Source organism: Cohnella silvisoli (assembly GCF_021190915.1).
GTDB classification, from domain to species: domain Bacteria; phylum Bacillota; class Bacilli; order Paenibacillales; family Paenibacillaceae; genus Cohnella; species Cohnella silvisoli.
Genome location: NZ_JAIOAP010000015.1, coordinates 101,071 through 127,834 on the forward strand (window position 1 = coordinate 101,071; position 26,764 = coordinate 127,834).

Below are 26,764 nucleotides of genomic sequence, written 5' to 3' on the forward strand. Positions count from 1 at the left end.
CGCTGTCTAAAAGCCTAGTGCCTCGATGCCGAATCGGCATTACGGGCGTATGGGGACTCGTTCCATATCAAAAAGGTTGCCCTCCGATCATCGCTGATCTCCCGGACAACCTACTCATTCGAGTTTTAAATTTCTAGACTATCGCATGCAATTTACACTACCGCGAATTGTTTCATCTCGATCACCTTTTTTTCTACCCTTGACCGTTCGGCGGCGAACGCCATCAAATGGCTCTGCACCGATGTATGTGCCGAGGTGAGCCCTTCTTTGCCGTTACCGCCATCCTGCAGCAGCCGAACGAAATCTTGCATCAATCCTTCATCGCCGCCTCCGTGACCCGAATGACCGCCGGGAATGTCTAGAGAAATCAACTCCGACTTGTACTCGGCGAAGCGAATCAATTCGATTTCGTTTTTCTCCATCGCGCCGCGGATTTCACCCTTCGTCCCCATCAGCTTGATCGTTCGGGTGCACTCTTTCGTAAAAGCCGTCATCGTAAACGCGGCGGTCACTTCATTGGCAAACTCCATATTGACGACCTGATGGTCAACGACATCGTTATCGCAATGGTAGACACAGCGACCATACGGCCCTTCCTTCAACGCCTTCATCCTCGCCTCATCGCTGTGATCATCGCTGATCGCCAACGCCATCCAACCGGACGTATCGTTCAAATAGACGTTCGGCGCATAATACAAGCATTCGTCAGCAGCCGGACAGCCGTCCGTGCACCGCTTCGGCGCTCCAACCGGAGCGTTAGCAGCCGTAAAATGCGACAGCGTGCCGAACGAGGACAACCGCACGCAATCCGCACCGGCGAGCCATAGCAAAATATCCATGTCATGACATGACTTCGCCAGAATCATCGGGCTCGATTCCGCCGTATTGCGCCAATTGCCCCGCACGAAACTATGCGCTTGATGCCAATAGGCGACGTTCTCGTTATGCTGGATTGACATCAATTGACCGATGGCGCCTTCATCCAATAGCCGCTTGATCGTCCCAAAGAAATTCGTATAGCGCAGCACGTGGCAGATCGTCAAGGAAAGCCCCGTCTGCCGAGCTTTCTTCTCCATTTCGATACATTCATGCGGATCGGGCGACATCGGCTTCTCGAGCAGTACATGATACCCGGCATCGAGCGCCCGCATCGTCGGTTCGAAGTGCATTTTGTCCTGCGTGCAAATAAGCACAGCGTCGGCCAGCTTCGGCTGAGCCAGCAAATCACGCCAATCGGCAAAACAATTAGCATCGGCCACACCGTGACGCTGCTTTATTTTCTCCAGTCTGTCACCGTTCGGATCAGCCACCGCCACAAGCTGTATGTCGTCCGGATGTTCAATGGCGTACTCGACGTAATTTTGTCCGCGCAAGCCTGCGCCGATTAACGCCACCTTTACTTTACCCATGCAGCTCTCAACTCCTATCCCAAATGACAACCTTGTCTATTCTTTTACGCTGCCGACGGTAATCCCTTTAATAAAGTATTTTTGCAAAAACGGATATACGAGCATAATCGGCAGCGCGCCGAGAAAGATTTGCGCCGTACGCAGCGTTTTCTCGCTGACGTTCTCCAATGCATTCAAATCGTCGAGCGAAATCGCCTTTTTGTTGATCGAAGTGACGAGCGTTGAAAGATAGCTTTGCAACGGATATTTTTCCGGAGAGTTCATATACAGAATGCCGTCAAACCACGAGTTCCAATGACCGACCATCATAAACAACAAGATGGTGGCGAGCGCCGGCAAAGATACCGGCAAATAGATTCTCCATAATATCGACCACTGGCTTGCGCCGTCGATCGTTGCCGCTTCTTCCATATCTTTCGGGATGTTCCGGAAAAAATTGAGCAGCATGACCATATTCCATACGTTTAAAGCGCCTGGCAATATGAGCGCCCATATCGAATTCAACAAGGCAGTTTCCTTAATGACGATGTACGTCGGAATCAACCCGCCGCCGAAAAACATCGTAATCGCGAAAAACCAGACGTATAAGGTACGAAAACGAAACTGCTCGTTACTCTTGGACAGCGGATACGCTGCAAGGACGGTCAACACCATGTTTATGATCGTACCGAGCACGACCCGCTCCACGGACACCCCCAGCGAACGAAGAAATTCCACCTTTTTTCCCAAATAATGATAAGCTTCGAACGTAAATCCTACCGGCCACAGCTTCACTTCCGCCGCCATTGCCGCCACGTTCGAGCTTAAGCTGACCGACAGCAAATGGACGAACGGCAATATGCCCAGCAGCGTTATCGCGACCAAAAACAGCACATTCACGAAAGTAAATACTTTTCTGCCCAGCGATGCTTTGTAAACCACGTTCGCTCCTCCAGCCGTTTAGAAAATCCGGTAATTGCTGAACCGGTATGCAAGAAAATAGGAGAATCCGACCAACCCTAACGAAATCGCCGATTTAAACAAACCGATAGCCGCCGCCGGCGCGTATTGCTGGCTGAAAATACCGAGCCTGTACACAAACGTATCGATAACGTCCGCATGCTCGTACACGATCGGATTGTATAGGATCAGAATTTGATCGAAACCCGCATTTAAGATGTTGCCAAGACTTAGCGTGGCCATCAAAATGATGATCGGCGCCATTCCCGGCAGCGTAATATGGATCATTTGCTTCCATTTCCCCGCTCCGTCGACTTCGGCGGCTTCGTATAAACTCGAATTGATGCCGACAATCGCCGCCAGGAAAATGATCATGTTGTAGCCCATCCCTTTCCAGACGTCGGAGCCGACGATGATCGCCCGAAACCAGTTACCATCGCCCATAAACATAATCGGCTCGACGCCGACTCCGGATAGCAGCGAATTTATCGGCCCTTTCAACATAAATAGTTCAAGAAGTACGCCGCCAAGCACTGTCCATGAGAGAAAGAAAGGCAAAAATATGCTCGTTTGGACGATCCGCTTTAACCCGTTTTTCGTTAACTCATTTAACAGCAGCGCCAATAAAAGCGGCACCAGCAGCCCGAACCCGATTTTCAACACGGAGATGAGCACCGTATTCCATAACACTTGGTTAAATTCGGGCAGGTGAAATATATAACGGAAGTTTTTCCATCCGACGAATTTCGATTTCCAGAAACTAAGCACCGGGTCGAACTTTTGAAAAGCCATGACGATCCCGAACATCGGTCCGTATGCGTAAACCAGCGTCACGAGCACACCCGGCAATAACATCATATGAAACGGAAATTCCCATCTCATTTTCCGCCTTTGGATCGCGTTGCCTTTCACGATGAGCAACCTCCTAAGATAAAAAACGGGAGAGGGCCGCCAATCGAACCTCTCCCCCTCTTCATTACTTCACTGCATTCTTTTGATACCAATCGTTAACTTCGTTCGTAATATCGTCTCCGCCAAGCGCCTTCCAGCTGTCTACGAACTTATCGAACTCGCTGATCGGCGCGCCCATGACGATTTTCGTAAACGTTTCGCCGAGCATCTTGTCAAGCTGCGCTCCCTTTTCCACCATCGTTTCCGTTGCCGTACCATAAAACTCGTTATATACATAATCCTTATTGTCGCGGATTTTGCGTGTCACGCCCCAGCCGCCATCCGGTGATACGCGGCTCATGTATAGACCCCAACCGCTTTTGTCGCCGGCCAGAAACTTTTTCGCCGCATCCAGCGGTTTTTGAACGTTGATGAAATAAGGCACGTCTTCGCTGACTTGATCCTGTTTGCTTTCCAAAGCTTTGTTTACTTCTGTGTAGATCGTTTCCATTTCCACAGGATTGTAAATTCTCGGCACGAACCAGTTATAAACATAGCCGTTCTCCGGTTTATTCGTGTCGTAATACGCTTTCGAATTCTTATCGATATAGAAGTTAATCATTTTGATCGCCGCTTCCGGATTGCTGAACTTGCTGTTCACGGTCACGATGTGACCCATCCGCACCCTTGGGACAAGCGATTTGCCCGGCTTGCCGTCAATCCCGGGAATCTGCACTGCAATCCAGTCGGCGTTCGCATCTTTGTCGCGGTTCAGGTTAAGCGGCCAGTTCGAATACCACCATTCGCCGTAAACGATCCCGACCTTACTGCCAACGATATCTTCAACGACTTTGTTGTCGTCCTTCAACGCGAATTCTTTGTCGAGAATCCCTTTTTTGTACCAGCCCTGCAGCCGTTCCAGCGCGGTTTTGGTTTCCGGTTGAATTTCGCCCGCTGCCAGTTTGCCGTCGCTGCCTTTAATCCACCCGCCCGGATACGAGTTATGGCCGTTAAATAAGCCGCGCGTATCGAAGCCCCATGAGATGATCGCTTTCGAGATCGCGAGTCCGTAGGTGTCTTTTTTGCCGTTTTTGTCCGGGTCGCCGCTCGTGAACGCTTCGGCCACTTTCTCTAATTCGTCGATCGTTTTCGGCGCTTCCATGTTGACGTTTTTTAACCAATCGGAGCGAATCCACATAATTTGCGTCGACAGGAACGGTTCCTCGAAGCCTGGAATCCCGTACAGTTTGCCGTCCTGCGACAACGATTTCATCGCTTGCCCGCCATCGGACTCCATAAACTTCCGCAATGTCGGGGACGCGTATTTCTCGTATGCCTCGGTCAAATCGGCCAATACGCCTTGCGATTTGAACTTCTCGAAGTTGCGGATATCGACGTCCATGATATCCGGCAAATCGCCGGAGGCGACGGTGAGCGAGAACTTCTGCTCGTACTGGTCGGAAGGCACCGTCCACATATATTTCAGGTCGATGTTCAATTTGTCTTTCAAATCTTTAATATACGCGTTTTGATCCGGGGTAAGGCCGGACGGTGTCTTCGGATCTTCCGGAGGTCCGTATCCAAGCACTTCCTTGACCGTCAGCGTTTCCGCGTATTTGCCGAACGGATCGGCCGCTTCTGTCGTCGCACTTGGCGTCTCGTCCGATTTGCCGGTACCGTCCGCAGATGCCGTACTTTCTTGCTTTGGCTGATCGGACGATTTTTCATCATTGCTTCCACAAGCCGAGAGTACCGAGAATGCCATGATAAATGCAATGACCAGAACGAAACTTGCCCACTTTTTCCTCATACGTTCTCCCCCATTAATTTGATGTATTCTTCGGTGTAAGCACTTTACATATTTATCATAGAGGCCGGGGGACTTCCGCAACAATATAAACATCTTTACATGCTTCTGTTTTGTTTACTTCTCCTATCGCGGTATTCCTGCGGCGTGCTTCCGGTCATTTTGCGGAAAAAGGCGGTGAAATATGAGGGCGACTCGAAGCCGAGCCGAAGCGCCACTTCGTTTACCTTCAGCTGCGTTTCCGCGAGCATGCTTTGCGCCGCTTCGGATTTCGCCGTATTCATATAATCGGATAAATTGCGGCCGGTCAGCTGTTTATAGAAACGGGACAAGTAAGAGGGGTTAAAATAGACGGCTTCCGCGATTCGCGCAAGCGACAAGTCGCCGCCCATATTATGTTCGATAAACTGGTGGATTCGCTCGACAAGCATGTTCTCTCCCTTTTCCACCTGCGCTTTTTGCTGGTTGCAAATCGTCTGCACAAGTCCGGCAAATTGGCTTTCAGCCGCCCCCCATTGAATCGGCAAATCCATAACCGGCAATCCGGCGGGTAGAACATCGTTCATCTGTCCGATAAAGGCCAGCAGAAAATGATAATACCGCTCCATCCCGAGCAAATAATTGGCGGCAAGGTCGTTTTTGATCTCGGACAGCAGCACTTTAGCCAATTGATCGGCGTTCGCCTCATCGCCCTTTTCCAAGCTTCTCGTCAGTTCCCCCAGCTTCTTGTTGAACTGGCTTGCATCCGCCGCTGGCTTAGCAGCCTCCGGTTTAAACAAACCGTCGGGCAACCCAAGATCAATAACGGCCATCGGCTGCCCGAACACCGCATGCTGTTTCAATGCCGATTTCAGCAGCTCGTACTCTTTGCCTATTCCGTCCCATTCGACTTCGCTGCGGCACAAGGCAAACGATACTTCTACGCCGAGAACGCTGCGGCATATGTTTTGCACCGGCTCGAGCATTCCTTTCAAATAGGTCGTGATGCCGCGCCAATCCGTGCCTCCGTCTGTACTCGCGAATTTATCCGTATCCGCTGCAGGCTGAACAAACCAGACGAGCAACGAATGGTCGTGAACCGCTTGTTCGACGGCAAACAGAGAATGAAGTTGACGGGCAAATACGTCCTGGATCGAATCGTACAGATCAAGCTTCTCCGTATACGTCTCATCGCGAGCGCTTCGGTCCGCCTTGCCGACTACGATCAGGAGCGGCCGCTCATCGTCCATGTCGATAGCAAGATCGGCAAAATAGGCCGAATGCCGGATATCCGACGCTTTTTCACCGAGCAACAGCGCTTCGAAATATTGTTTTTTCAGCAGCGGTTCGGCCGCCGCCATTTGCCGTTTAGCCAGCTCTAACATGTCTTTATTGCGGGTTTCCTCGTCGAGCTTGCTTACCGCCGCTTTAATCGCACCGACAATCGCTTCCATGCCTTCGGTTTTTAAGATGTAATTGTCCACGTTTTTTTGAATAGCCGAATAGACGTAATCGAACTCGCTGTAACCGGTCAACAAGATGATCCTGCAGGCAGGCCAATAATACAAAACGTCGTCCGCCAATTGCAGGCCGCTTTTGCCCGGCATTCGAATGTCGCTGATGACGAGATCGATCTTCGTCTTTTTGACTATAGCCAGCGCTTCGATTGCGGAATACGCTTTGCAAACGTCCAATTCGATGTCTTCCAATTCTTGAAAATGCTGCACCAATCCGTCGACAATAGCCGGTTCGTCGTCCACGATCAATAACCTGTACATTCGCTCTCAGCCTCCATGACGTAAATAATCGATGACAATGTCCGCTTTCAGCCCGCCCGAAGCTCCGCGGGAAACGAACACTCCGCTGCCAGGCCCGAACTTTAACCGGATTCTCCGGCAAACGTTGATCAATCCCGTCTTCTCGGGCGCGTTCGATGCATCGTCAAGCTGCTTCCTTAGCGCTTCCAGAGATTCGTCGGTTAACGCGTTCCCGTTGTCCTCCACCGTAATGCGAAGCACGTCTTCGCCCCCGCCGCCGAATGCGACCGATAACCGTACATTGCGGTGCCGCGCCCCGTTTTCGTAAGTTTGCTCAAATGCGTGCTCGAAGGCATTTTCGACTACAGGCTGGATGATCAGACGCGGAACCATTAACGACTTGCACCACTCCTGCAGCGGTTCGGCCTCGACATGGATCCGGTTCGAGAAGCGGATGCTCTGAATCTCGCAATAATCGAGCGCATGGCGATATTCTTGATCGAGCGGCACCTCGTCCTTTCCGCTGCGCGTAATGAATTGATAATAGCTGCCGAGTTTTTGCGCCAGCAAGGTGGCGTTGTCGATATCGCCGCTTTTGCTGATCATGTAAATGTTGAAAAAGCTGTTGTACAGAAAGTGCGGGTTGATTTGCGATTGCAGCTGCTTCAGCTCCGAATGCTGCAGAGCGATTTTTTGCTCGTAATTTTCTTGGATCGATTGCCTCATCTTTTCGACCATCCGGTCGAAGCTGCGGTATAAATAACTGAACTCGTTGCCGCCTTTCGGACGGATCGACACGTTCAAGTTATCCGTTTCCAGTATTTTAAACGCCGATATGAGCTTCTTAAGCGGTTTGTGAATCATCCAATTGACCGAAAATGCAAACACGATGATGACGAAGATGGACGCAATAGAAAGAATAATGAACCAAATGTTGAATTGTTTTAACGGGCCGGTAATTTCATTTTCGTTTACATACGTATAAAGCGTTAATCCTAGCGAATTGATACCGTCGTACGTAATTCTATAGCTGCCCCGGTCATCGACTTTCAGCAGGAAGCTGTCGTAAGACTTTGCAGGCGGAAGCCGTAAAATACCTTCCTGAATACGTACCGCTACCTCGTCATCAATCTTTAAGGTGATCGTGCGGTGGAACCGTTCATCGGCCAGCATTGCCCCCGAATCGTTGTAGTATTGAACAAGCTGGCTTAAAGTGTCTTTCATTTTGTTGACGGATACTTCCAGATAGACGACGATAGTAGAATTGTTGGCCGTTTCGATAAAATACAGCTTGTCGTTATGGAAATACGGAAAAGAGACCGGTTGATTTTCCAAATACGTCGCGATCAAGTTGTGCTCCTGATTCGGCAGCTTGACGATGCCGTGTTGGGTGGAAATCGTCCTGCCGTAAGACTTCAAGTATACGCCGACGTTCATCACATAGTTGCTGGAGTTTAATATCGTCGACAACCTGTCTCTAACCCGGTTAACCAGCTGCATTTCCTCGAAGCCGTCGATCCTCTTCCCCAGAAAGCTGAGCTTTTGCAATTCGACGTCGTTTAAGAACTGCAGCTGCAGGTTGCGGATGAACACGATCTGATCATCCAACTGCTTCGAATAAAATTTGACGTTGGATTTGATCGAATTCGAAACGTCCTCTTTAATGAACGACAGACCCATCATATTCATCCATAAATTGATCAAGTAAACAGGAGCTATCATCGCCACGAATACGATAATAACCTTTTGATAGACATGCAATTTGGAAAGCGCCGCGAGTCTCCCCATACCCTTCCTCCTCATACCGATTACCCTGACGATGCCATCACAATAGGGGCTTGGATTTTAAGCATTAACTATTCGACCTGACTGGATTGATATCCTTTGTGCGATTAGCTGCCTAGTTTTAACACTTGTATGTTACAATCCCATGACATCCGCAACTTTTCCAGCCTTTTTTCGTTCATAGTAGGTCAAGTCATTCTGAAGTCCGGTTATACGAAGACAACAAGAGAGGTGTAAAAGAACAAAAAATGAGACAATCCGCGATTGAAGACGTTTACCCCGACACTTACCCGAAGACGCCTCCCAGGAAAAAAACAAGAAGCGCTCTTATCCTTTATTTCATTGTATGGATTGTACTAATTGGAGCCGGAGTTGCAGGCGCCAAAGCCTATTCCGACCGCATTCAAAGTCAGGTGTCCGCGGATTTGGAGCGCCAAACGGCCAGCCAAATCTCCGTCATGCAACAGGATTACGACAGCCGATTGACGAAGCTGGAAAATGGCTACAAGGAGCAGCTTACCCGGATGGAGGGTAAAATCCAAGCTTTGAACGAATTGCTTACGTTCACGAAGGACAATGCCGACAGTAAGATGGACAATAGCAACAAGCTGTATACGCAGCTGGCTGAAGTGAAGAAACAGCTCAGCGAGCTGAAAAAAACGTTGGACGTGCTTAAATGAGCGCGCCAACGATTCGTTATGTCAATCGGACGATCCTCCTGGCCTGCTCCCCGTTTCTTGGGATGATGATTTGGCTGCTCGCCGCGAATATTCGGGTCGAACTGCCGGAAAACTCGTTTCCGCAGCGAACCGTCGAATCGGTAAACCAGAGTGCGGCAAGCGCCAAAGCATTAGAGGGGCTTGGACAAGCCCAAGCGATTGCCAAGGGAACCGGCAAATCCATACAGAAGCAACTGAAGCTGTATAATCAAACGAATGCAGATATGAAGAAGATTGCATCTCTTGCTTCGACTCAAGCCGCACGACCTTATCAAATTTACGATAGACGAATTACCAGCAAGCTGGGAAGCCCGGCTGCCACGATACGCTCGGACAAGCTTCAAGCTCAACTGTTCTACTTGGGAACGCAGAACTTCCGAAGCTATGCCTTGAAGATCAAGCTAAAGAAGGAAGATGCGGTGAAACTCGTACTTGGCAATGATAAGCACGGCGGAGCCGAGACAACTCTTGCCGCGGTTAATCGGTATAAAGCTGCCGTTGGAGTCAATGCCGGAGGGTTCGCGGATAGCGGCGGCAAACGGTATCCGCTCAGTACAACCGTAGTTAACAGGAAGTACATAGGGGGTTTTGAGGCTACCTATAAGGATTTGTTCTTCGTTGGGCTTAACGGCGACAACAAGCTCGTCGGAGGCCAATTCTCAAGCAAGGAGCAATTGGACGCGCTTGGCCCTAAGTTCGGGGCATCCTTCGTGCCGGTGCTTCTGAAGAATGGTCAGAAGACGGCGATTCCCGCCAAATGGCAAAACAGCCCGAAGCGAGCGCCGCGAACGGTTATCGCCAGCTACAAGGATGACCAATTGCTGTTCCTTGTCGCCGACGGTTACAACGAGAAAGGCAGCTCCGGCGCAACTTTGGCCGAAATGCAGATTTTGCTGCAACGTTACGGCGCCCTAGACGCATACAACCTGGACGGCGGCGGCTCAACGTCGCTCGTGTTCAACGGACGCGTGATCAACAATCCTTCCGATGGCCAGCTTCGCAAGCTTCCTACGAATTTTTTGTTTTTCAAGTAAACAGCCAATAAAGACCCAAATTCTCCATGAAGTTGATTGGGCAGAGGGCGGGTTTATTCCTGCCCCTCGCCGCTTCTTTGCGTGTTTCATATTTGTCGAAAAGGTGTAAAAGGCCGTTACGGAGGACAAACGAATATCAATAGAGACATTTTGAGCATTGAAACGATCAAATTGGCCGTTACAGCACAACTTACCTTAGTAACGGGGGCTGTAGCGGCTTTATTGATCGTTACGGAGGCCGATGCGTCGCTAGACCACTCAGACTGACCTTCTTTCGGCACAATTAGTAGTCATAAAGACCTAATTATTGTCGTTTTATAGTTCAAATGAATTGGTCCTTATTGACTACAAGAGATTAACCCTGTTATGTTAAATGTACAGCCGACTATCTCTACTCACTGACAAAGGCAGACTTGCTGAAAGGCAAGGACGCAAAGCGATGGGTCTAAGGTTCTGCGAAGAACTAGGATCGCCAAGCTACCAAAGGGTGATTTCAAACCCTATTTGATCATGACGCGATTATTTGCTGTCAATTCGAATCGATCAGGGGGACAATAATGCCGCTGCTTAAAATCTCGGATTCCATTTCCTATTCCGAAGGAAATGAGCCACCCGATTACTGGGTTGAACAACTAGCCAAAGACATCGTGATGGGCCTGGATTCAAACGAATTAAAAGAACTTATTCAGTCTTTGGAAATTATCTACACATCCATTGTTCGTACCTATCATTAAAATTTTTGGACAAGCCGCTCATCCGAAAGAGGGATAGAGCGGCTTTCCTACATAATTCTGTAAAAAGGAACATATGTTTTGTAGGAATCTGTCGTTATATGGCGAATCGAATAGAGTAGGTATAAAGGATCGAAACTAGTCCTTTCGGCGGGTACATTCAGTTGGATAATCGCAAACCATTTGAAAGATTGGGGCGCAAAACTACGGGCCTAAAGATTTCCGTCTAAGGCAGCCGGGTTGCCGAAATTGTCGTTCTTTCCAGAAAGGAAGCCATTCATGCCAACGATCACGGCTCTATTCGCACAAGATGACCTTTACCACCTTTTTCAACCGATCTGTCAACTCCCCAGCAGACAAATACTAGGTTATGAAGCGCTGATCCGCAGCAAAACCATCGCAGGGACTGATAAACTGTTTCAAGCTGCAACAGCACAGGGCAAATTGTTCGATCTCGACACTTTGTCCGTTTACAACGCGATTGCTTTTTATTTTTCCACAGCCGACCGAAGGGAATCGAACGAATATTTATTCGTCAACATTTTCCCCTCAACTCTGATCGAAGAAGCTTTTCCGGTATTCCTCGATAAGGTCGTACGGCAATATGGGGAATTGTCCCCCAGAATCGTGTTCGAAATCAATGAATCAAGGTCGGAAATGGATGATTGGAATAACCGTTTGTTTACCCAGAATATCAACCTTATGCGAAGACACGGCTTCTTGATTGCTTTCGACGACGTGGGAGAAGGGGCCACTACCTTAAAGAGAATGATCGAGCTTACCCCAGATTTCGTTAAAATGGATCGGTTTTTCGGTAAAAATCTGTCCAGCAGCAAAAAGAAACAGAAAATGATAAAGTTCTTCGTGGATTACTGCGCAGATGAATCCAACCTCATATTGGAGGGAATTGAAGAACCCGAGGATTTACTTCAGGCTCATAACCTAGGCGTAACGCTCGGTCAGGGTTATCTGTTGACCAAACCTCAACCTCTGCCAGGCACTTCTCTAACGGTGTTCTGCTCAATCGAAGATTAAGGGAGTTATTGAATTGGATCCCAGAACTAATTATTCAAGAAGAGCCATGCTGTCCTTAAAATTTTCCGAGTTTGAGATGCCTCCCATGCAGGATTTATTGATCATTGGAAAAAGAGCTCCGATCGGTCCGGAAGCGGTACGCCGAATGGCAGAAGCATTGTCCCCGGAACAATTTTCCATCATCAAAATAGAGCATCCCAAAATCGAAGCCGTCTTGGTCCGCAATTCATTGCTGCAAATGCTGGACGAGAACGTGCTGTTAGGCATTATCATGGAGGAAACGGAGAACATGATCAGTGACTCCATGGTAATCCGTTCGGAATTAAAAGTCGAAGTTTCGGTACACCGTGAGGTGGATATGTCTTGAAAGTAGCCGATGTCATGACCGTGCCTGTACATACTGTATCTTCTGGTAAAAGCGTTTGGCATGCCTCGAGAGTAATGGCAGATCTCCGCATCGGATCGCTGGTGGTGATGGATGCCGGCCAGGTTACCGGCATCATTACTTCTCGGGATGTGCGTGCGGCTCACCCTAACCGGATCGTGGCCGATGCGATGACGCCGGATCCTGTCAGCGTGCCGATGCATGCTTTTCTATGGGATGCTCTACGTACCATGGAACAAGAAGTCATCGAACGACTCATAGTCGTTCAAGACGATCAGATTGCAGGCATCGTGACTCGGGAATCGCTAGTTACTAAACTAGCGGAATGGAATGACTCGATGACAAAGATGTACCGTTCTCCTTACATTCATGCCATAGGGGAAGAATTATTGGCTCGCGGAGAGCCTTTCCAGCTTTTGTTTGTCGATTTGAACCGCTTCGGCGAAGTGAACAAACAATTCGGCCATCCGGTCGGGGACGATATGATTCGAGGGTTTGCCGACAAGCTTAGATCGCTTTTCGGACCTGAGGATTTTATTTGCCGTTACGCCGGTGACGAATTTACCGTCATTACGATGAAGTCGGATTCAACCGTCCGACAATTAATCGAGGAATTATCCGATCAATTGATTATCGGAAAGGTCAGCATTTCGGCTGACGTGGGATGGGTAAACGAGAGGAACGAGCCTGAATTTTTTCAATTGCCTTTACGCGAACTCATATCCAGAGCCAGTTTATTATCTACGAAAGCAAAGCTTTCTATTGGTAGGTAATAGTGGAGACGGTCATTTAGATCATTAGTGATGATAATCATCCTATTGAAAAAAGCGTGAATATCGTAATATACGAAGCATACTTGAACTAGCTCACAAAGCTCTTTCAAAAACGAAAGACATCATGATTATCAAACGTCATGATGTCATTTAAATTCTTGTCTTATGAGTCTTCTAGATTGGTGTAAAAACGTTACTAGCTCTATGTTTGCATTTGTTATTCTATATACGATTCGATAGCTTTTATAGATTTTTTCTCTTATTTGGTCTTTTTTTAATTCAGGTACTGATCTCCCCTTGTAAGGAAAGTTTGTGATCCCTATGGCTTCGAAGATCAGTTCATTAACAAATTCACTTGCAGCTTCAACTGAATCTTGTTTAATGTATTCGTAAATTATTTCAAGGTCCTTAAGAGACCTTGGGGACCATATTAATTCAGCCATGTTTTTATTTTATCCATTGCCTCTCCATGGGTTAGTCCTTTACCAGCATCAAGTTCATTGATGCCCTCATCAATCTTAGCTCGTGCATATAATTTATATAATATATCTTCAACCGTAGCATTATCAGGAAGATCCTGAATCAGTTTTATCACTTCATCTTTTACACTCATTAGAGATCACCTCTTTTGGTCTGAATTATCACTTTATTATAATACACAAATGCTGAAGATGTTAGTTGCTTATTGCACTTCTGACTTGACTTCATGTTTCGTATAACGTTCTTGTATTGACGACGTCCTTCCCCCTTAGATAGCTCCTATCTAAGGGGGAAGGACGTGTCCGGCTGAATTTACTTCCTGCTGCTGAGATGCCTCTTCGAATCCGCTTCTAACATCTGCCGGACCGAGGGCCGAATGGCCCGATGCGTGAATATGGTGTTAGGTGAAGCTCAAATCTTCTTTGTTATACCTTCAGTCTCTTCTTAATCATTCTGATCTGACCTCTATGATTGATTTCATCTTCAAAAACGTGGAACCACATAAAATAATGATTAGCTTGTTTTTTATACCAGAACTCTTCTTCTTTATATAACCAGTCATCATCAACGGTTTTAAATAATTCATATGTTCGATTTCTGACCTCATTTAATTTATCTACATAATAATTCAGATCATTTCCCCGAATCTTTTTCCTTCCTTCTTCACCTAGATCCAAAGCCGCTCCCCAGATCGACATCTCTTCATCATTCAAATCCCTTTTTTCAAAAGTTTCCAATTGATAGGCGTATTCTACCGCTGCGAAATGCATCAACAACGCACCAATTGAATTGCTCTCAGAATCTAATAAAAAATCCAATTGATTTACAGATAAATTTTTTGTAGATTCTAATGTTGTAAACCTTGCATAATTCATCATCGACAGTAAACGACTAATTTGAGGCGAATAACCAGGTATGTCTGAAATGAGATAGATATTATTCATGTTTAACATGTTTTTCCTCCAGGTTGTTTATTTGAATTTCACCTAACGTTCTTGTATTTACGACGCCCGACTCCCTTAGATAGCTCTTATCTTAGGGAGTCGGGTGTGTCCGCTGAATCTGCTTCCCTGCCAACTGCTTCTGCGGACCGAGGGCCATCAGGACCGATGCGTGAATGCGGTGTTATGTGATGTCCCCTTCTTCTTGAAATACCATCAAAGATATTTTCCGTTTCTCTTCAATACTACTAGGTTTCCTTTCATTCCTTCATGGTTATAACCGCGACCTGTGACCATTTGTAACGGTAGCACCGATCCTCGATCAAAATATTTGCCAAAGTATCGGTCGACCGATATTTCAGTCACGGGAACAAAATGTCCTTCTTCTTTCTCGTCACGACAACCTCTTAGTAGTATCATCCCGCCAGGTTTGAGAGTCCGGGCAATCTCATTGACATATTGATCCCGGTTTTCTTCAACGATCGAATGAAAGCAGCCACGATCATTGACAAAGTCTATGAATTTATTCTCCACTGGTAAGTTCAAGATATCCCCTTGGCGCCAGTCAACTTCCACTCCAACCTCCTTTGCACGTTCAGCAGCAATTCTAAGAGCCTCGGTACTTATATCCACCCCAATTACATCCCAACCTTGCTGGGCAAGAAATATGGCTTCCCGACCAGCACCGCATCCAGCATCCAAAGCTACCTTCTTCTTCGGGAAGGTCATAGTAGCAATAAAAGCGACCAACTCTTGCGATGGATATAAAAGATCCCAGTTTGTAAAGTTTCCATTTATATAATGTTCATCCCAGTTCTTCATGTGTCAACCTCATTTTAATATTTATTCTCAATCAATAACTCTTTTTTATTCTGATCATATTGATATCTTATGATGGTTGGATTTAAGGGGATTTCACATACGTTCTTGTGTTCACGACGCCGAGAGGCTTAAGGTCACGAAGTGACCGGCTGCACTTGCGCAGTTAGCCTCGCAGGTGTGTCCGCCTGAATCCGCTTACTCGAAAATGCCTCAGGCGGACCGAGGGCCGAATGGCCCGATGCGTGAACACGGTGTTAGGTGAAGTTACCGACTTCTTCGAATTACTCACGATATAAATTTATAATTCTTTCTGAATTTTCCCTTACATGTTCAAATGAATCATTTAATCCCAATTTCAAATACTTTTCTAATTGTGGAGATTTCACTTGATACAGGGCTTCTAATGCAGCGTTTTTTTGGTATTCCATGTTTGAATTCCAAGCTTCAATTGCTTTTTCTTCTACATATTTAGATTTGATATACGATAAAGCAAGCAATGCTCTTCGTCTTACATATTCAACATGGTCATTAGAGTATTTCAATATTATATCTTCTACTTCAGGATATTCGTCTGCTATCTTGGTAAGGTAATGGGCAAACTGCCATCTTACGCTATCGTCCTGATACATTAAGCCTTCCTTAGCGAAATAAATTAAACACGCTGGATTTTGACTCAATGTTTCAATCAATACCTCACATTCGTTATCTCGAGCAATTAGAAATAGAATATTATTAATCGTTTTTTGATCCCATACAGTAAAATCAATAGAATGTACTAATCGTTCAAGTAATGTATTTATTAAACCCCATTCAGGATAACATGCTTCCCATTCATAAATTTGTTTTTGATTCTTTGACCATTGCCAAAACTCATCAATTTGTTCGTCAATCTTGTTTTCTAAACTTTTTGAGGAATCATGTATATATCTATAGTAATCCAAGTATCTGTCTCCTTTCTTTGCTCTTCGGTAATTTCACCTAACGTTCTTGTAATCACGACGCCCCACCACCTTAAGCCACGAAGTGGCGGCCGCGATGCGGTTAGGTGGTGCGGGTGTGTTCGGCTGATTAATCTTCCCTGCTGCTGAAATGCCTCTCCGAATCCACTTCTAACTCCGGCCGGACCGAGGGCCGAATGGCCCGATGCGTGAATATGGTGTTAGACGCTGTTGCCACTTCTTCGAAATACATAAAAATATTAATTCAATTTAAATTCATGCCCACAGAAAGTACAAATTAATCCATAACTCTCAAAATCTACACCTTCAGAGTCCTGACATTTCGGACACATAATACTTCTGAGTTGACCATTATTAGTGTAAAGTTCTTGAGCTACAACCCACAAAGCTTCAAACTCACTAATGAATTCATTAATATACTTTTTGTCATTTGTCATTGCTAAACATTCAAAATTGTTATGTATAGCAGCATATGTCCAATTGACTGATCCAAAGATGAGCTCATCATCCGACACCATAAATTTATGGTGCATATTTTGATATTTTCCTTTAGCTCTTATTCCAAGGCTTCTAATCTGCAATTCAGAATCATAATTAGCTTCATTTATTACATCAAAAAGCTGTTTTGAAATTACGATCTCTGTACCTATGTCAATCGGGCGAAGAATATCCGAAGTGTTAATAAGCAATTGAGTGCTAAAACCGTTAATTTTTCTTGATATCAATGCTTGTGCAATTGTAGGGTGTGTAAAATATGCAACTGCGACTCTAAGAACTCCTCTTGTTCTATTAATCATTGATACAATTTCATCTAAAGCTTCATTTGGAATTTCAGGTCTAAGAAAGATAAGTTTCATTGGGTTACTCCTTAGATTTTGAATTTGGCAATTGCGTCTAACGTTCTTGTATTCACGACGTCCCACCACCCTAAAGGAGCGAAGCGACTGGCCGCGATGCGGTTGGGTGGTGCGGATGTGTCCGGCTGAATCGACTTCCCTGCTTCTGCCTATTGCATCCTCGAGTCTTCATCTAACTTCTGCCGGACCGAGGGGCGAATGCCCCGATGCGTGAATATGGTGTTAGGTGATGTAGCCGCTTCTTGAAATACTTACAATATCACTAATGGATTTTCCTCATCTTCTTTTATAATTTCATTAATTATTTCGCCAATCATTTCTTGTTTCTTTACTAAATTGTTTTCTATCCACTTCTTTCCGAATTTTGTAGTGACGTAATCCCCTTGCCTACTGAAAATATTCGTTACTTTAATATTATTTTGTATCCAACCAACTGCAGCTTTGGGGTCAGAAATTCCATAATAATATAATGGTCTAACAGCAATCTTTAATAGTGATCTTTCCAGGTCTTCTCTAAAAAAAGCGATATGTGCAATGATTGCAACGTACCTTAATGCTGCTGAATTGCAAGAATGGCTTGGAGTATAATTACTTACGGCTGATATTATTTCATCATTTTCAAATTGATGAGGTGAAGTAACTACTGTATTTAATACTTCTCTAAGTTTGAGATCAGAAATCTGATTTATCATTACTGACCTCCGGTTTTTTCTTTTTTCGCATTTCGGCTATTTCACATAACGTTCTTGTATTCACGAACTTCATAAATATTCCATATTAGAGTTATTCGCGTAGTGATTAAACTATCCTGCCCCCTAATGTTTTACGAAGTATTTATCTTTACTTTACGCGAATTGGATCCCGCGAGAATTAAGATAGTATTCTGCAGTTGAGCTGCTCCAAATTAGCACAATTCTCAGGCACCGGGGACGATCAACGCATAATTACCCGCTCACCCTCATAGAGATCAACCATAATCTCAGAGGTGGTGAGCAAATGGACGAATACAAGCTGGCTCGTTTCTGCGAGCTGAAAACTCAGCAGAAGAAACTGGAGGAAGAATTGGAATCCCTTCGTCAAGAGATCATTGCCGCCTATCCTGCGGACGTACAATTTCATCTTCAGGATTATACGCTTAAGCTGATCTATCAAGACAAGAAACATTACAACGATCAACTGCTACTTGAAGCAATCCCCGATCCCGAACTGTGGAAAGTATTGCTCAAGGCAGACCCCTCCAAAATCTCGGCCTTGATCAAAACCCATATTTTATCCGAGAAGCTGTTGGAAGGAACCTATGTCACCACGCGGACTCCCTTTCTCTACGTGAATCCGAATCCGGTCATCCAGAACTAATTCCACCTTCAACGCATAACTAACAAAACAAAGCTGCACGATAGGGAAAGCCCGTGAGATTCATGCGGGCTTTCCCTATCATGCAGCTTATACTCCGTTGCTAGTAGCGCTTTATAATGCTCATCTCACTTCTCATCCCCTGCTCTCCGCCGACTTACGCGCAGCAGGCAATAAGTAAGCCACGAACAGGTTAACGAGAGCAATAACAAGAATGGCTATGAAAATCAAATGCATCCCGTCGGCCATCTGTAAGGGTGTATCCTCTTTAACAACGCGATTGAACAGCATTCCGAATACGGCTACTGCGATCGTTTGACCTAATGCGCTCATTAACGCGTTCGTCGAAGTAGCTACCCCTCGCATATTACCGGCGGCCGCATTCTGAATCGTAACGATGGCCGGTGCGTTGATGCAGCCCATACCGAAACCAACGACGATAACGATTCCGATCACTTGCCAATAGGAGGAATTCATATTAAGGGTAAAGAGCCATAACGCCCCTCCAGCCACGAGGGCTGCTCCTGCCGACATGAATATTTTCGCGCCGAAGCGGAACATGAATCTCCCGGATAAATTCGAAGCCAACGGCCATGCGATGGACATCGGCATCAACATCAAGCCCGAAGTCGTTGCGCTGTAACCAAGCACGTTCTGAACCCATAAGGGAATATAGATGGTCACCCCCGCCACGACGCAAAACCCGAAAAACCCAAGTCCATAAGGAACGGATAACCTTCTATCGCGGAATAACGACAACGGAAGCATCGGCTCCCTAGCCTTTGCTTCTATCGCTAAGAAGACGATAAGGAATGCGGCCGCAATAGCGAAAAGGATCAGAATCGTCGAAGAATCCCAAGCATAGGTTTTCCCGCCGGTCAGAAAAGCAAGCAATAGACTCGATATGCACACGGTAAAGGTTAACGCCCCGTAATAATCGATACTCTTGGGCACCTTAGCGAATCGTTCATGCAGAAATCCGAAAACAAGAATAAAGGATACGATGCTCACGGGCACGTTCATATAGAAAATCCAGCGCCAAGAGATCTCATCGACGAAGTAGCCGCCTACGAAAGGTCCAAGCAAACCGGCTACCGACCATACGGATGCCAGAATCCCCTGCACTTTGCCTCTTTGCTCTCCCGTGTACAGGTCTCCGATAATCGTAAATGTAACCGGCGTTAACGCACCTGCGCCCATCCCCTGGATCGCCCGAAACCAGATCAGCTCGGTCATCGAATGAGCCGCTCCGCACAATACGGATCCCACTAAGAATAATAACAGGCCAATCGTGAAAATGGACTTTCTTCCGAACAAGTCCGCCAGCTTGCCGAAGATCGGCGTCGTGACGCAAGTCGTTAGCGTGTAGATGGAGAATATCCAGCTTATTAGGCTTAACCCTTGTAATTCCTTGGCAATGCTAGTCGTTGCAGTCGTTACGACGGTTGAGTCCAAAGCTCCTATGAACAGAGCAGAGAGCAACCCTATAGTTACCACTGTGCGATTGGTTTTTTTCTGCGACATCTTAATCCTTCTCTCCAACTATTAACTTACCTATTCGAATATATTAACAGATCATAGGGACAGCAGCTAACATCTTCTTCGTAAACGTGTGCAACCAAAACATACCAGTTTGCGTCAAAATACATATCCAACACATTCACTGCCCTGCAATAATGAGACCTTATCCCAAGGAGGATATATTGATGCGTAAAAAAGCTATTTTCGCCACGTTGCTCATGTGCGTAATGCTTGCGGCACCTTCCGTAACAGGATCTACGAATCAAACGGTATACGCGCAAACAAACGTTAAGGTTCAGATTAATGGCGTCCCCTTATCGTTATCCACTCCCGCATTCGTAGACAAGAAAACGGTGATCGTACCTTTGTGCGAAGTTGCGGATGCTCTTAAGGCCCAAGTATCGCCGAAGTTGAATTCGGGACAACCAAAAACCGTCACGTTAAGCCGCGGCAACCGTACGGCAACTCTAACGATAGGATCGACCTTACTAACGGCCAATGGGCGGTCGGTGAAACTCGATGTCGCACCCTCGTTGCGCGGGAAAATGATAATGGTTCCTTTGCGGGCAATATCCGAATCGCTGGGAACCGTCGTCGCTTGGGATGGTTTCCGCAAAATCATAAGCATAAACGATCCAACTCAGCTCCCCGTAGTCGGTACAACGAAGAAATTGGAACAATTGCTTAAGCAGATCGAAAGTAGTAACGGTTATTTCCGGCGCGGCGGCGTTGTTGCCGAAGCAGCGCAAGGCTCGACAACAACGATTGATAAAGCCGCTGTCCCTACAGCTTCCTCAGCCCCATCCGCTGGCGAAAGCAATGGGTTTTCCCAGACGAACGTACAGGTCGAAGGCGTAGACGAAGCCGATTGGGCTAAAACCGATGGTAAATTCATCTATCAGCTGAGCGGGTCCCGTATTCTCATTTCTGACATCTCTAATCCGTCCGCTCCCAAGCTTGCTTCAACGCTGGAATACATGCCGGGCGAAATGTTCAATCCGCAAGAATTGTACGTCGATAACAAAAAATTGATCGTTATCGGGCAAAACAATTCAGCCATTCCTATGCCGGTAAACTTCATGGAGGGAGGCGCTGCTCCGCAAACGAGTATCAGCTCCGACGCCAAAATGGGCATCATGCCGCCTCGCGACTTCCGCAGCACCGTACTAACTAAAATTTACGAGCTTAGCGATTCAGGACAGCCTAAGCTTATTAGAGAAACTCAACTCGAGGGCACTTACATTTCCTCTCGTAAGATCGACAGCGCCTTATATGTCATAACGAATAAGAATAACTACATGTATTATCCGATGACCAAATCCACAACAGGCACCGGAAATAGCAGCCCGTCCAGCGAATTCGAGCCTCTGTATGGCGATTCTAGCAAATCGAGCGATTTAAAGAAGCTTCCGCTTAGCGATATTCGTTATTTTCCCGATTCGTCCGACAACAGCATCCTAATAATCGGAGTGCTCGATCTCGATCGGCCTGCTCAAGAAATGCAAGTTTCCGCCTATCTCGGCTCCGGGCAGACGATCTACGCTTCAGCTAAGCACCTTTACGTAGCCATTGCCAAATACATTCCCAAAGGGGATACCTACCGTCAAGAAACTCAGGTATACAAATTCAGGCTGGACCAAGGCAACATCGTCTATATCGGCGAGGGCTCGGTGCCGGGTACGGTCTTGAATCAATTCGCGATGGATGAGCATGACAGTTACTTCCGCATTGCCACTACGACGGGGGACACTTGGGCAAGCGGCGAGGGAAAATCCTCTAATAACCTTTATATGCTGGATGAACAGATGAAGACAGTCGGAACTTTAGCCAATCTCGCTCCCGGCGAACGCATATACTCCACTCGATTCATGGGCGGAAGAGCTTATATTGTAACGTTCCGCAATGTAGATCCTTTGTTTGCGATCGACTTGCGCAATCCGGCGAAACCGACCGTGCTCGGGCAGTTGAAAATTCCCGGTTATAGCGATTACCTGCATCCTTACGACGACAACCATCTTATCGGGTTCGGCAAAGAAACGATCGAGATTCCTTCGAAGGGCTCGGGTCCGGATGCAACGATGGCGTTCTACCAAGGGATGAAAATCGCGCTGTTCGACGTATCCGACGTCAGCCACCCGATAGAGAAATTCAAGGAAACGATAGGCGACCGGGGCACGAACTCAGAGCTGCTAAGCAATCACAAAGCGCTTCTGTTTTCCAAATCCAAAGGGCTGATGGCTTTTCCCGTCGAGTTGATGGAAGTCAAAAACAAGGGAACCATTGAACAGGGAGGCTTCCCCGAATACGGGCAGTTCACCTATCAAGGGGCTTACGTGTATCACGTTGATCTCGACAAAGGATTTACCTTGCAGGGCAGAATAACTCATCTGTCGCAAGACGATCTGATCAAGAGCGGCCAATACGGATTCGATTACGGCAAATCCGTCCGACGCATTCTCTATGCGGGAGATACTCTCTACACACTGTCCGATCGTATGCTTAAGGCTAACGATATGAGCAGCCTGAAAGAGCGCGGGGAACTGACTTATCCTGCGCCTCCTGAGCCAACCTACCAGGTCGAACCGGGCGGCCCTTCAATTACGCCGATACCTGCTCGATAATCATCACATAAGCATATACGGATGAAGAGGCCGAGGGAATCTCCCCAGGCCTCTTTCTTATTGCGTATCGTCTCTACTATAACTAAGTTGAGCTGATTATCTTGCATAATGACAATGTCAATTGGAAAACATATGGACTGCACCATCTGGAAGATAAAGGATGACATACTAATGGTCGATCAACACAATGATGTTCATAACGAAGAAATCCCTACTGAATTAGTGAAAATGATTACCCAACTGGAATGCGTGTTCTCGGACACGCCCGATTTGATTATGCGCAAATTAAGGATAAAACAAACAGGAGAACAGGCTGTTCTGACTTACCTTGACGGGTTGACGGATAAAATTTCAATCAATCAAGATGTGCTCCGTCCGCTTCTATTCGAAGCCGGCAGCGGCGAAGCAGGCGGCGAATTAATGATGACGGTCGGGCATATCGAGCCGCAATTGAATTGGTCGCAAATTAAACTGTCCATATTGCAGGGCAGCAGTGTTTTGTTCGTGGACGGAAGATCGGAAGCCTATTCCTTGGATACGAAAGGCTGGCCGCAGCGGGCGATCGAAGACCCTCAGCTGGAGGCTTCGTTAAAAGGAGCACATCAAGGGTTCGTTGAGACAGGCGAACAAAATATCGCTTTAATCCGCCGCTATATTCCCAATCGCGAACTTAAATTGAAGAGGCTAACCGTAGGTCAACGGGGACAAACGACGGTATCCGTACTCTATTTGGAAGATGTAGTCAACCCGAATTTGCTAAAGCGTTTAATAGAACGAATTCAGCAGATCGACGTGGATGTCATTATTAATACCGGAGAACTGACGGAATTTATCGAAGACAGTCCGTTCTCTATTTTCCCTCAACTGATTTCCACCGAGAGACCCGATGCCGCCGCTTCGCAAATTTTGCAAGGAAGATGCGTCATTGTCGTAGACCGTTCGCCAAGCGTTCTGGTCACGCCTGTCTCGTTTATGTCCTTTTTTCAGAACGTTGACGATTATAGCACCCGGTGGCCGATTTCAACTTTTTTGCGGCTGCTGCGCCTGTTCGCTTTTTTCACTGCCGCGTTTCTGCCCGGGATTTATATTGCCGTCATTTCCTATCACTTTGAAATCATTCCGTTAAAACTGCTGTTGACGCTTGGGGAGTCTCGGGGACAAGTGCCTTTTCCGCCATTCGTTGAAGCCATTTTTATGGAAATCACGCTGGAAATGCTGCGCGAAGCGGGAATTCGTCTTCCCGCCCCGGTAGGGCAGACGGTTGGAATCGTTGGAGGTATCGTGATAGGGCAAGCTGTCGTACAGGCCGGCTTAATAAGCAATATTATGGTTATCATTGTCTCTTTTACCGCCATATCTTCCTTTATCCTGCCTAACTTCGATATGGTTGCAGCGGCGAGACTCATTCGTTTTATGTTGATGGTCCTAGCTACCTTATTCGGATTTGTCGGATTAATCATTGGTTTAATGATCATGATCGGACATCTGATCGCGCTTAAATCGCTTGGGGTTCCTTACGGCAGCCCGTTTGCGCCGGTACGTTTTACGGACTGGAAAGACACGTTGGTCCGAGTTCCACTGTGGCTCATGAACAAACGACCGTTAAGCACAACGCCAATACAAATAAAAAGACAAGGGAAAAGCCGTGTTGGGGAGGAGTCGGAATGAAAGATTATGCAAACAATCAAATTACGCTCTTACAGTATATCTTTATCATTACAGGCCTACAGGTAAATGTCTCCATTGTTTCGTTGCCGAGAAATTTAGCCGAAACGGCTGGAACGGACGGCTGGATGTCCATTATTATAGGTTGGGTAATAAGTGCTGCAGCGAGCATCGCTATCATTCGGGTCATGAAGAACCATCCTGAAGGTACCTTGCTGGATCTACTAACGCGATTTATGGGAATGTGGGCAGGAAAAGTCATTTCTCTGCTTCTGTCGCTCTATTATTTTTATATCCTGTACGATGGGCTTACCCGTACGATTCTAATTACGAAAGCATGGCTTCTCCCCACTATTCCCAATTTCATTCTGATGATTTTGCTGCTTATTCCTACATATGCAATCGCCCAGCATGGTCCCAGTGTATTAGGAAGATATGCGGAGCTCATCGCTTACATGTCCTTATGGATTCCATTCGTTTATATACTTACTCTTAAAAATGCCCATTGGCTTCATTTGCTTCCTATGTTCAAGGATGGGTGGCAGCCCATTCTATCCGCGGTAAAAGAAACGATTTATCCCAGTCTTGGGATGGCGGCAACGTTTATTTTGTACCCTTTCTTGAAACACAAGGAGAAAGCGGCAACCGGCATCCTCATCTCCACCTCATTATCGATGGTGGTTTACTTGTTTTTTACGGTCATTTGCTTTCTGTATTACAGCCCCGACGATATCAGCAATTATAACGATGTAGTCATCAGCGTTCTGAAATCAATCGAATTCAAATTTGTCGAACGGATAGAAGTCATCTTCATCGCTTACCACTTGTTCCTATATTCCCTAGTATGGATACCCACCATGTATTTGACGACCTATTGCACAAGCTGGTTGTTCCGTCAAAGCGATCATCGCGGACATATGACTTGGCTCTGCGTCCTGCTTGCTATAGGCACGATTATTTATTCCCCTACTTTCAACCAGAGCGATCGCTTGGAGAATTTGCTCACTTGGATCGGTTTCGGCACGGAATATGTATTCCCGGTTTGCCTAGCCGTTTATTTGTGGATACGCAAATCAAGCAAAAGGAGACCTGCTCATGAAGGCAAGGCTTAACATTGCCCTGCTAGCCGCCGCCATCGTCTGCCTCATCCTTAAAGGCAGCAGCGATCAATTGAATCTAGAAGATTCGGCTCTCCCTCTTGCGCTCTGTTTGGATCTTGATCAGAATGATGAATTACACATATACACCTCCTCACCGGTATTCGGCAAGAACATTAAGAAGAAGACCCATGAAATCGACGTAAAAGCCCGTGCGCTCCGCCAATCCAGAACGATGCAAAACGAACAATCCCCAGGCTTCGTTCAGGGCAGAAATGTTCAAGTCATTCTAATAGGCAGACGAATGCTGCAGCATAAGGACTGGTTTCGTTTGACGGATATTTTTTTTCGCGATGCTAGGAATACGATAACGGACCGGATGATTGCAGTAGACGGACCCGTTTCGGAAATCATTTATTTGAATCTGGAAGATCAACCGATGATTCCCTCCCTGCTGCGGGGTATGGTCGATACGAAGAGCGCGGTTTCGGAAACGGCCAATACGACCGCCCAGGAGTTGCGCCGGCAATTTATCGATACGGGAATAACGCCGTCTATGGCCGAGATCAAGTTGAAAAACAAAGTCATACTTCTAACAGGTACGACACTGCTTCATAAGAATGGGACCTATGCCGCATCGCTGGGACCTCAAGAAACCGTTCTGCTCAGCATCCTTCAAAAAAAAGCCAAACCGGGCGTCAGCTTCTCTTATTTGATTCCAGGCCAGCCCAAGTCCGGACCGTTTGAAACGGATACGCTGAGCTTCTCGGCAGGAAAAATAAAGACGAAAATCAAAACCTCTTACCGACAAGGCCGATTTCAGTTCGATATCAACATCAAGTCGGCCGTTACCCTTTCGGAGCGTCTGTTTCCTTATGATGTTTACAAAAACGCGAATGCATTGGAACAAAAGGTGGCCGAACAAATGGAGGGCCAGTTCGAAAGTTTAATCGCAAAAATACAGCAGCATCATATCGATCCGATCGGGCTTGGCCTTTATGCCCGCTCTTATGAACACAAGCAATACAAGAAAGTGGAGGATCATTGGGCAGACGAGCTGTCCGACGCCAAAATCAAGGTGTCCGTCGATATTAAGATCGGGGCGATGGGGCCGGTGAAATAATGTAAAGTTTTCCAATTGTACATAAAAAAAGATCACCCCATTCAAGCTAATGGGTGATCTTTGTGCGCCTTCCATTTATTT

25 protein-coding genes and 2 riboswitches are annotated in these 26,764 nt (G+C 46.6%); of the genes, 11 read left to right on the forward strand and 14 right to left on the reverse strand.

Annotated elements, in window-relative coordinates; all coding sequences use genetic code 11:
• Nucleotides 1-152: 152 nt before the first annotated feature.
• The 6 genes from K7P76_RS24380 to K7P76_RS24405 form a co-directional block, all read right to left on the reverse strand.
• A complete protein-coding gene (locus K7P76_RS24380) occupies nucleotides 153-1,409 on the reverse strand; it encodes a Gfo/Idh/MocA family protein (RefSeq protein ID WP_232188059.1) in 1,257 nt (418 codons plus the stop codon).
• 36 nt (nucleotides 1,410-1,445) lie between these two features.
• Entirely contained in the window at nucleotides 1,446-2,330 is an 885-nt protein-coding gene (locus K7P76_RS24385) for a carbohydrate ABC transporter permease (RefSeq protein ID WP_232188061.1), read from the reverse strand.
• Nucleotides 2,331-2,348: 18 nt separating this feature from the next.
• Entirely contained in the window at nucleotides 2,349-3,230 is an 882-nt protein-coding gene (locus tag K7P76_RS24390) for an ABC transporter permease (protein WP_232188347.1), read from the reverse strand.
• A gap of 94 nt (nucleotides 3,231-3,324) precedes the next feature.
• Entirely contained in the window at nucleotides 3,325-5,049 is a 1,725-nt protein-coding gene (locus K7P76_RS24395) for an extracellular solute-binding protein (protein ID WP_232188064.1), read from the reverse strand.
• Between the two features lie 95 nt (nucleotides 5,050-5,144).
• Entirely contained in the window at nucleotides 5,145-6,803 is a 1,659-nt protein-coding gene (locus K7P76_RS24400; protein WP_232188066.1) for a response regulator transcription factor, read from the reverse strand.
• 6 nt (nucleotides 6,804-6,809) lie between these two features.
• The gene (locus K7P76_RS24405; RefSeq protein ID WP_232188073.1) at nucleotides 6,810-8,570 is read right to left on the reverse strand and encodes a sensor histidine kinase; all 1,761 of its coding nucleotides are present in this window, start codon (nucleotides 8,568-8,570) and stop codon (nucleotides 6,810-6,812) included.
• Between the two features lie 245 nt (nucleotides 8,571-8,815).
• On the opposite strand from K7P76_RS24405, the gene K7P76_RS24410 reads away from it, so the two are divergent.
• The 6 genes from K7P76_RS24410 (at nucleotide 8,816) to K7P76_RS24435 (ending at nucleotide 13,244) form a co-directional block, all read left to right on the forward strand.
• On the forward strand, nucleotides 8,816-9,247 hold the full coding sequence (locus tag K7P76_RS24410) for a hypothetical protein (RefSeq protein ID WP_232188075.1): 432 nt from the start codon (nucleotides 8,816-8,818) through the stop codon (nucleotides 9,245-9,247).
• A complete protein-coding gene (locus K7P76_RS24415) occupies nucleotides 9,244-10,320 on the forward strand; it encodes a phosphodiester glycosidase family protein (protein WP_232188083.1) in 1,077 nt (358 codons plus the stop codon). The genes K7P76_RS24410 and K7P76_RS24415 overlap by 4 nt, the downstream gene beginning before the upstream one ends.
• A gap of 396 nt (nucleotides 10,321-10,716) precedes the next feature.
• A riboswitch (cyclic di-GMP riboswitch) is annotated at nucleotides 10,717-10,805 on the forward strand.
• A gap of 72 nt (nucleotides 10,806-10,877) precedes the next feature.
• Nucleotides 10,878-11,054, forward strand: a complete 177-nt coding sequence (locus K7P76_RS24420) for a hypothetical protein (RefSeq protein ID WP_232188085.1) — start codon at nucleotides 10,878-10,880, stop codon at nucleotides 11,052-11,054.
• Nucleotides 11,055-11,214: 160 nt separating this feature from the next.
• Nucleotides 11,215-11,299: riboswitch (cyclic di-GMP riboswitch) on the forward strand.
• 31 nt (nucleotides 11,300-11,330) lie between these two features.
• A complete protein-coding gene (locus K7P76_RS24425; RefSeq protein WP_232188087.1) occupies nucleotides 11,331-12,086 on the forward strand; it encodes an EAL domain-containing protein in 756 nt (251 codons plus the stop codon).
• A 13-nt stretch (nucleotides 12,087-12,099) separates the two neighbouring features.
• On the forward strand, nucleotides 12,100-12,453 hold the full coding sequence (locus K7P76_RS24430) for a hypothetical protein (protein WP_232188089.1): 354 nt from the start codon (nucleotides 12,100-12,102) through the stop codon (nucleotides 12,451-12,453).
• On the forward strand, nucleotides 12,450-13,244 hold the full coding sequence (locus tag K7P76_RS24435; RefSeq protein ID WP_232188091.1) for a CBS domain-containing protein: 795 nt from the start codon (nucleotides 12,450-12,452) through the stop codon (nucleotides 13,242-13,244). Before K7P76_RS24430 ends, K7P76_RS24435 begins: the two co-directional genes overlap by 4 nt.
• Nucleotides 13,245-13,390: 146 nt before the next feature.
• Here K7P76_RS24435 and K7P76_RS24440 read toward each other — a convergent pair whose 3' ends face one another.
• The 7 genes from K7P76_RS24440 to K7P76_RS24470 all read right to left on the reverse strand — a co-directional run bounded on the left by K7P76_RS24440 (nucleotide 13,391) and on the right by K7P76_RS24470 (nucleotide 17,995).
• Nucleotides 13,391-13,687, reverse strand: a complete 297-nt coding sequence (locus K7P76_RS24440; RefSeq protein WP_232188100.1) for a type II toxin-antitoxin system RelE/ParE family toxin — start codon at nucleotides 13,685-13,687, stop codon at nucleotides 13,391-13,393.
• Entirely contained in the window at nucleotides 13,675-13,857 is a 183-nt protein-coding gene (locus K7P76_RS24445) for a hypothetical protein (protein ID WP_232188102.1), read from the reverse strand. The genes K7P76_RS24440 and K7P76_RS24445 overlap by 13 nt, the downstream gene beginning before the upstream one ends.
• 292 nt (nucleotides 13,858-14,149) lie before the next feature.
• A complete protein-coding gene (locus K7P76_RS24450; protein WP_373692478.1) occupies nucleotides 14,150-14,677 on the reverse strand; it encodes a DinB family protein in 528 nt (175 codons plus the stop codon).
• Nucleotides 14,678-14,881: 204 nt separating this feature from the next.
• Nucleotides 14,882-15,487, reverse strand: coding sequence for a class I SAM-dependent methyltransferase (locus K7P76_RS24455; protein WP_232188104.1), 606 nt, complete (start codon nucleotides 15,485-15,487; stop codon nucleotides 14,882-14,884).
• A 281-nt stretch (nucleotides 15,488-15,768) separates the two neighbouring features.
• Nucleotides 15,769-16,428 (reverse strand): HEAT repeat domain-containing protein, encoded by a 660-nt coding sequence (locus K7P76_RS24460; RefSeq protein ID WP_232188105.1) that lies wholly within the window; start codon nucleotides 16,426-16,428, stop codon nucleotides 15,769-15,771.
• Nucleotides 16,429-16,685: 257 nt separating this feature from the next.
• Complete coding sequence (locus K7P76_RS24465) at nucleotides 16,686-17,303, reverse strand: phospholipase D-like domain-containing protein (protein WP_232188107.1); 618 nt, start codon at nucleotides 17,301-17,303, stop codon at nucleotides 16,686-16,688.
• Between the two features lie 251 nt (nucleotides 17,304-17,554).
• Complete coding sequence (locus tag K7P76_RS24470; RefSeq protein WP_232188109.1) at nucleotides 17,555-17,995, reverse strand: hypothetical protein; 441 nt, start codon at nucleotides 17,993-17,995, stop codon at nucleotides 17,555-17,557.
• Nucleotides 17,996-18,299: 304 nt separating this feature from the next.
• On the opposite strand from K7P76_RS24470, the gene K7P76_RS24475 reads away from it, so the two are divergent.
• A complete protein-coding gene (locus K7P76_RS24475) occupies nucleotides 18,300-18,659 on the forward strand; it encodes a hypothetical protein (RefSeq protein WP_232188111.1) in 360 nt (119 codons plus the stop codon).
• A 132-nt stretch (nucleotides 18,660-18,791) separates the two neighbouring features.
• On the opposite strand, the gene K7P76_RS24480 is transcribed toward K7P76_RS24475, so the two are convergent.
• A complete protein-coding gene (locus tag K7P76_RS24480; protein ID WP_232188113.1) occupies nucleotides 18,792-20,180 on the reverse strand; it encodes an MDR family MFS transporter in 1,389 nt (462 codons plus the stop codon).
• A 182-nt stretch (nucleotides 20,181-20,362) separates the two neighbouring features.
• Here K7P76_RS24480 and K7P76_RS24485 point away from each other — a divergent pair, with 182 nt between their 5' ends.
• From K7P76_RS24485 to K7P76_RS24500, 4 genes are all read left to right on the forward strand, one after another.
• Nucleotides 20,363-22,798, forward strand: a complete 2,436-nt coding sequence (locus K7P76_RS24485) for a beta-propeller domain-containing protein (protein WP_232188114.1) — start codon at nucleotides 20,363-20,365, stop codon at nucleotides 22,796-22,798.
• Nucleotides 22,799-22,969: 171 nt separating this feature from the next.
• The gene (locus K7P76_RS24490) at nucleotides 22,970-24,466 is read left to right on the forward strand and encodes a spore germination protein (protein ID WP_232188116.1); all 1,497 of its coding nucleotides are present in this window, start codon (nucleotides 22,970-22,972) and stop codon (nucleotides 24,464-24,466) included.
• Complete coding sequence (locus K7P76_RS24495) at nucleotides 24,463-25,575, forward strand: GerAB/ArcD/ProY family transporter (RefSeq protein ID WP_232188118.1); 1,113 nt, start codon at nucleotides 24,463-24,465, stop codon at nucleotides 25,573-25,575. Before K7P76_RS24490 ends, K7P76_RS24495 begins: the two co-directional genes overlap by 4 nt.
• Nucleotides 25,559-26,683, forward strand: a complete 1,125-nt coding sequence (locus K7P76_RS24500) for a Ger(x)C family spore germination protein (RefSeq protein ID WP_232188119.1) — start codon at nucleotides 25,559-25,561, stop codon at nucleotides 26,681-26,683. Before K7P76_RS24495 ends, K7P76_RS24500 begins: the two co-directional genes overlap by 17 nt.
• Nucleotides 26,684-26,764: the final 81 nt, after the last annotated feature.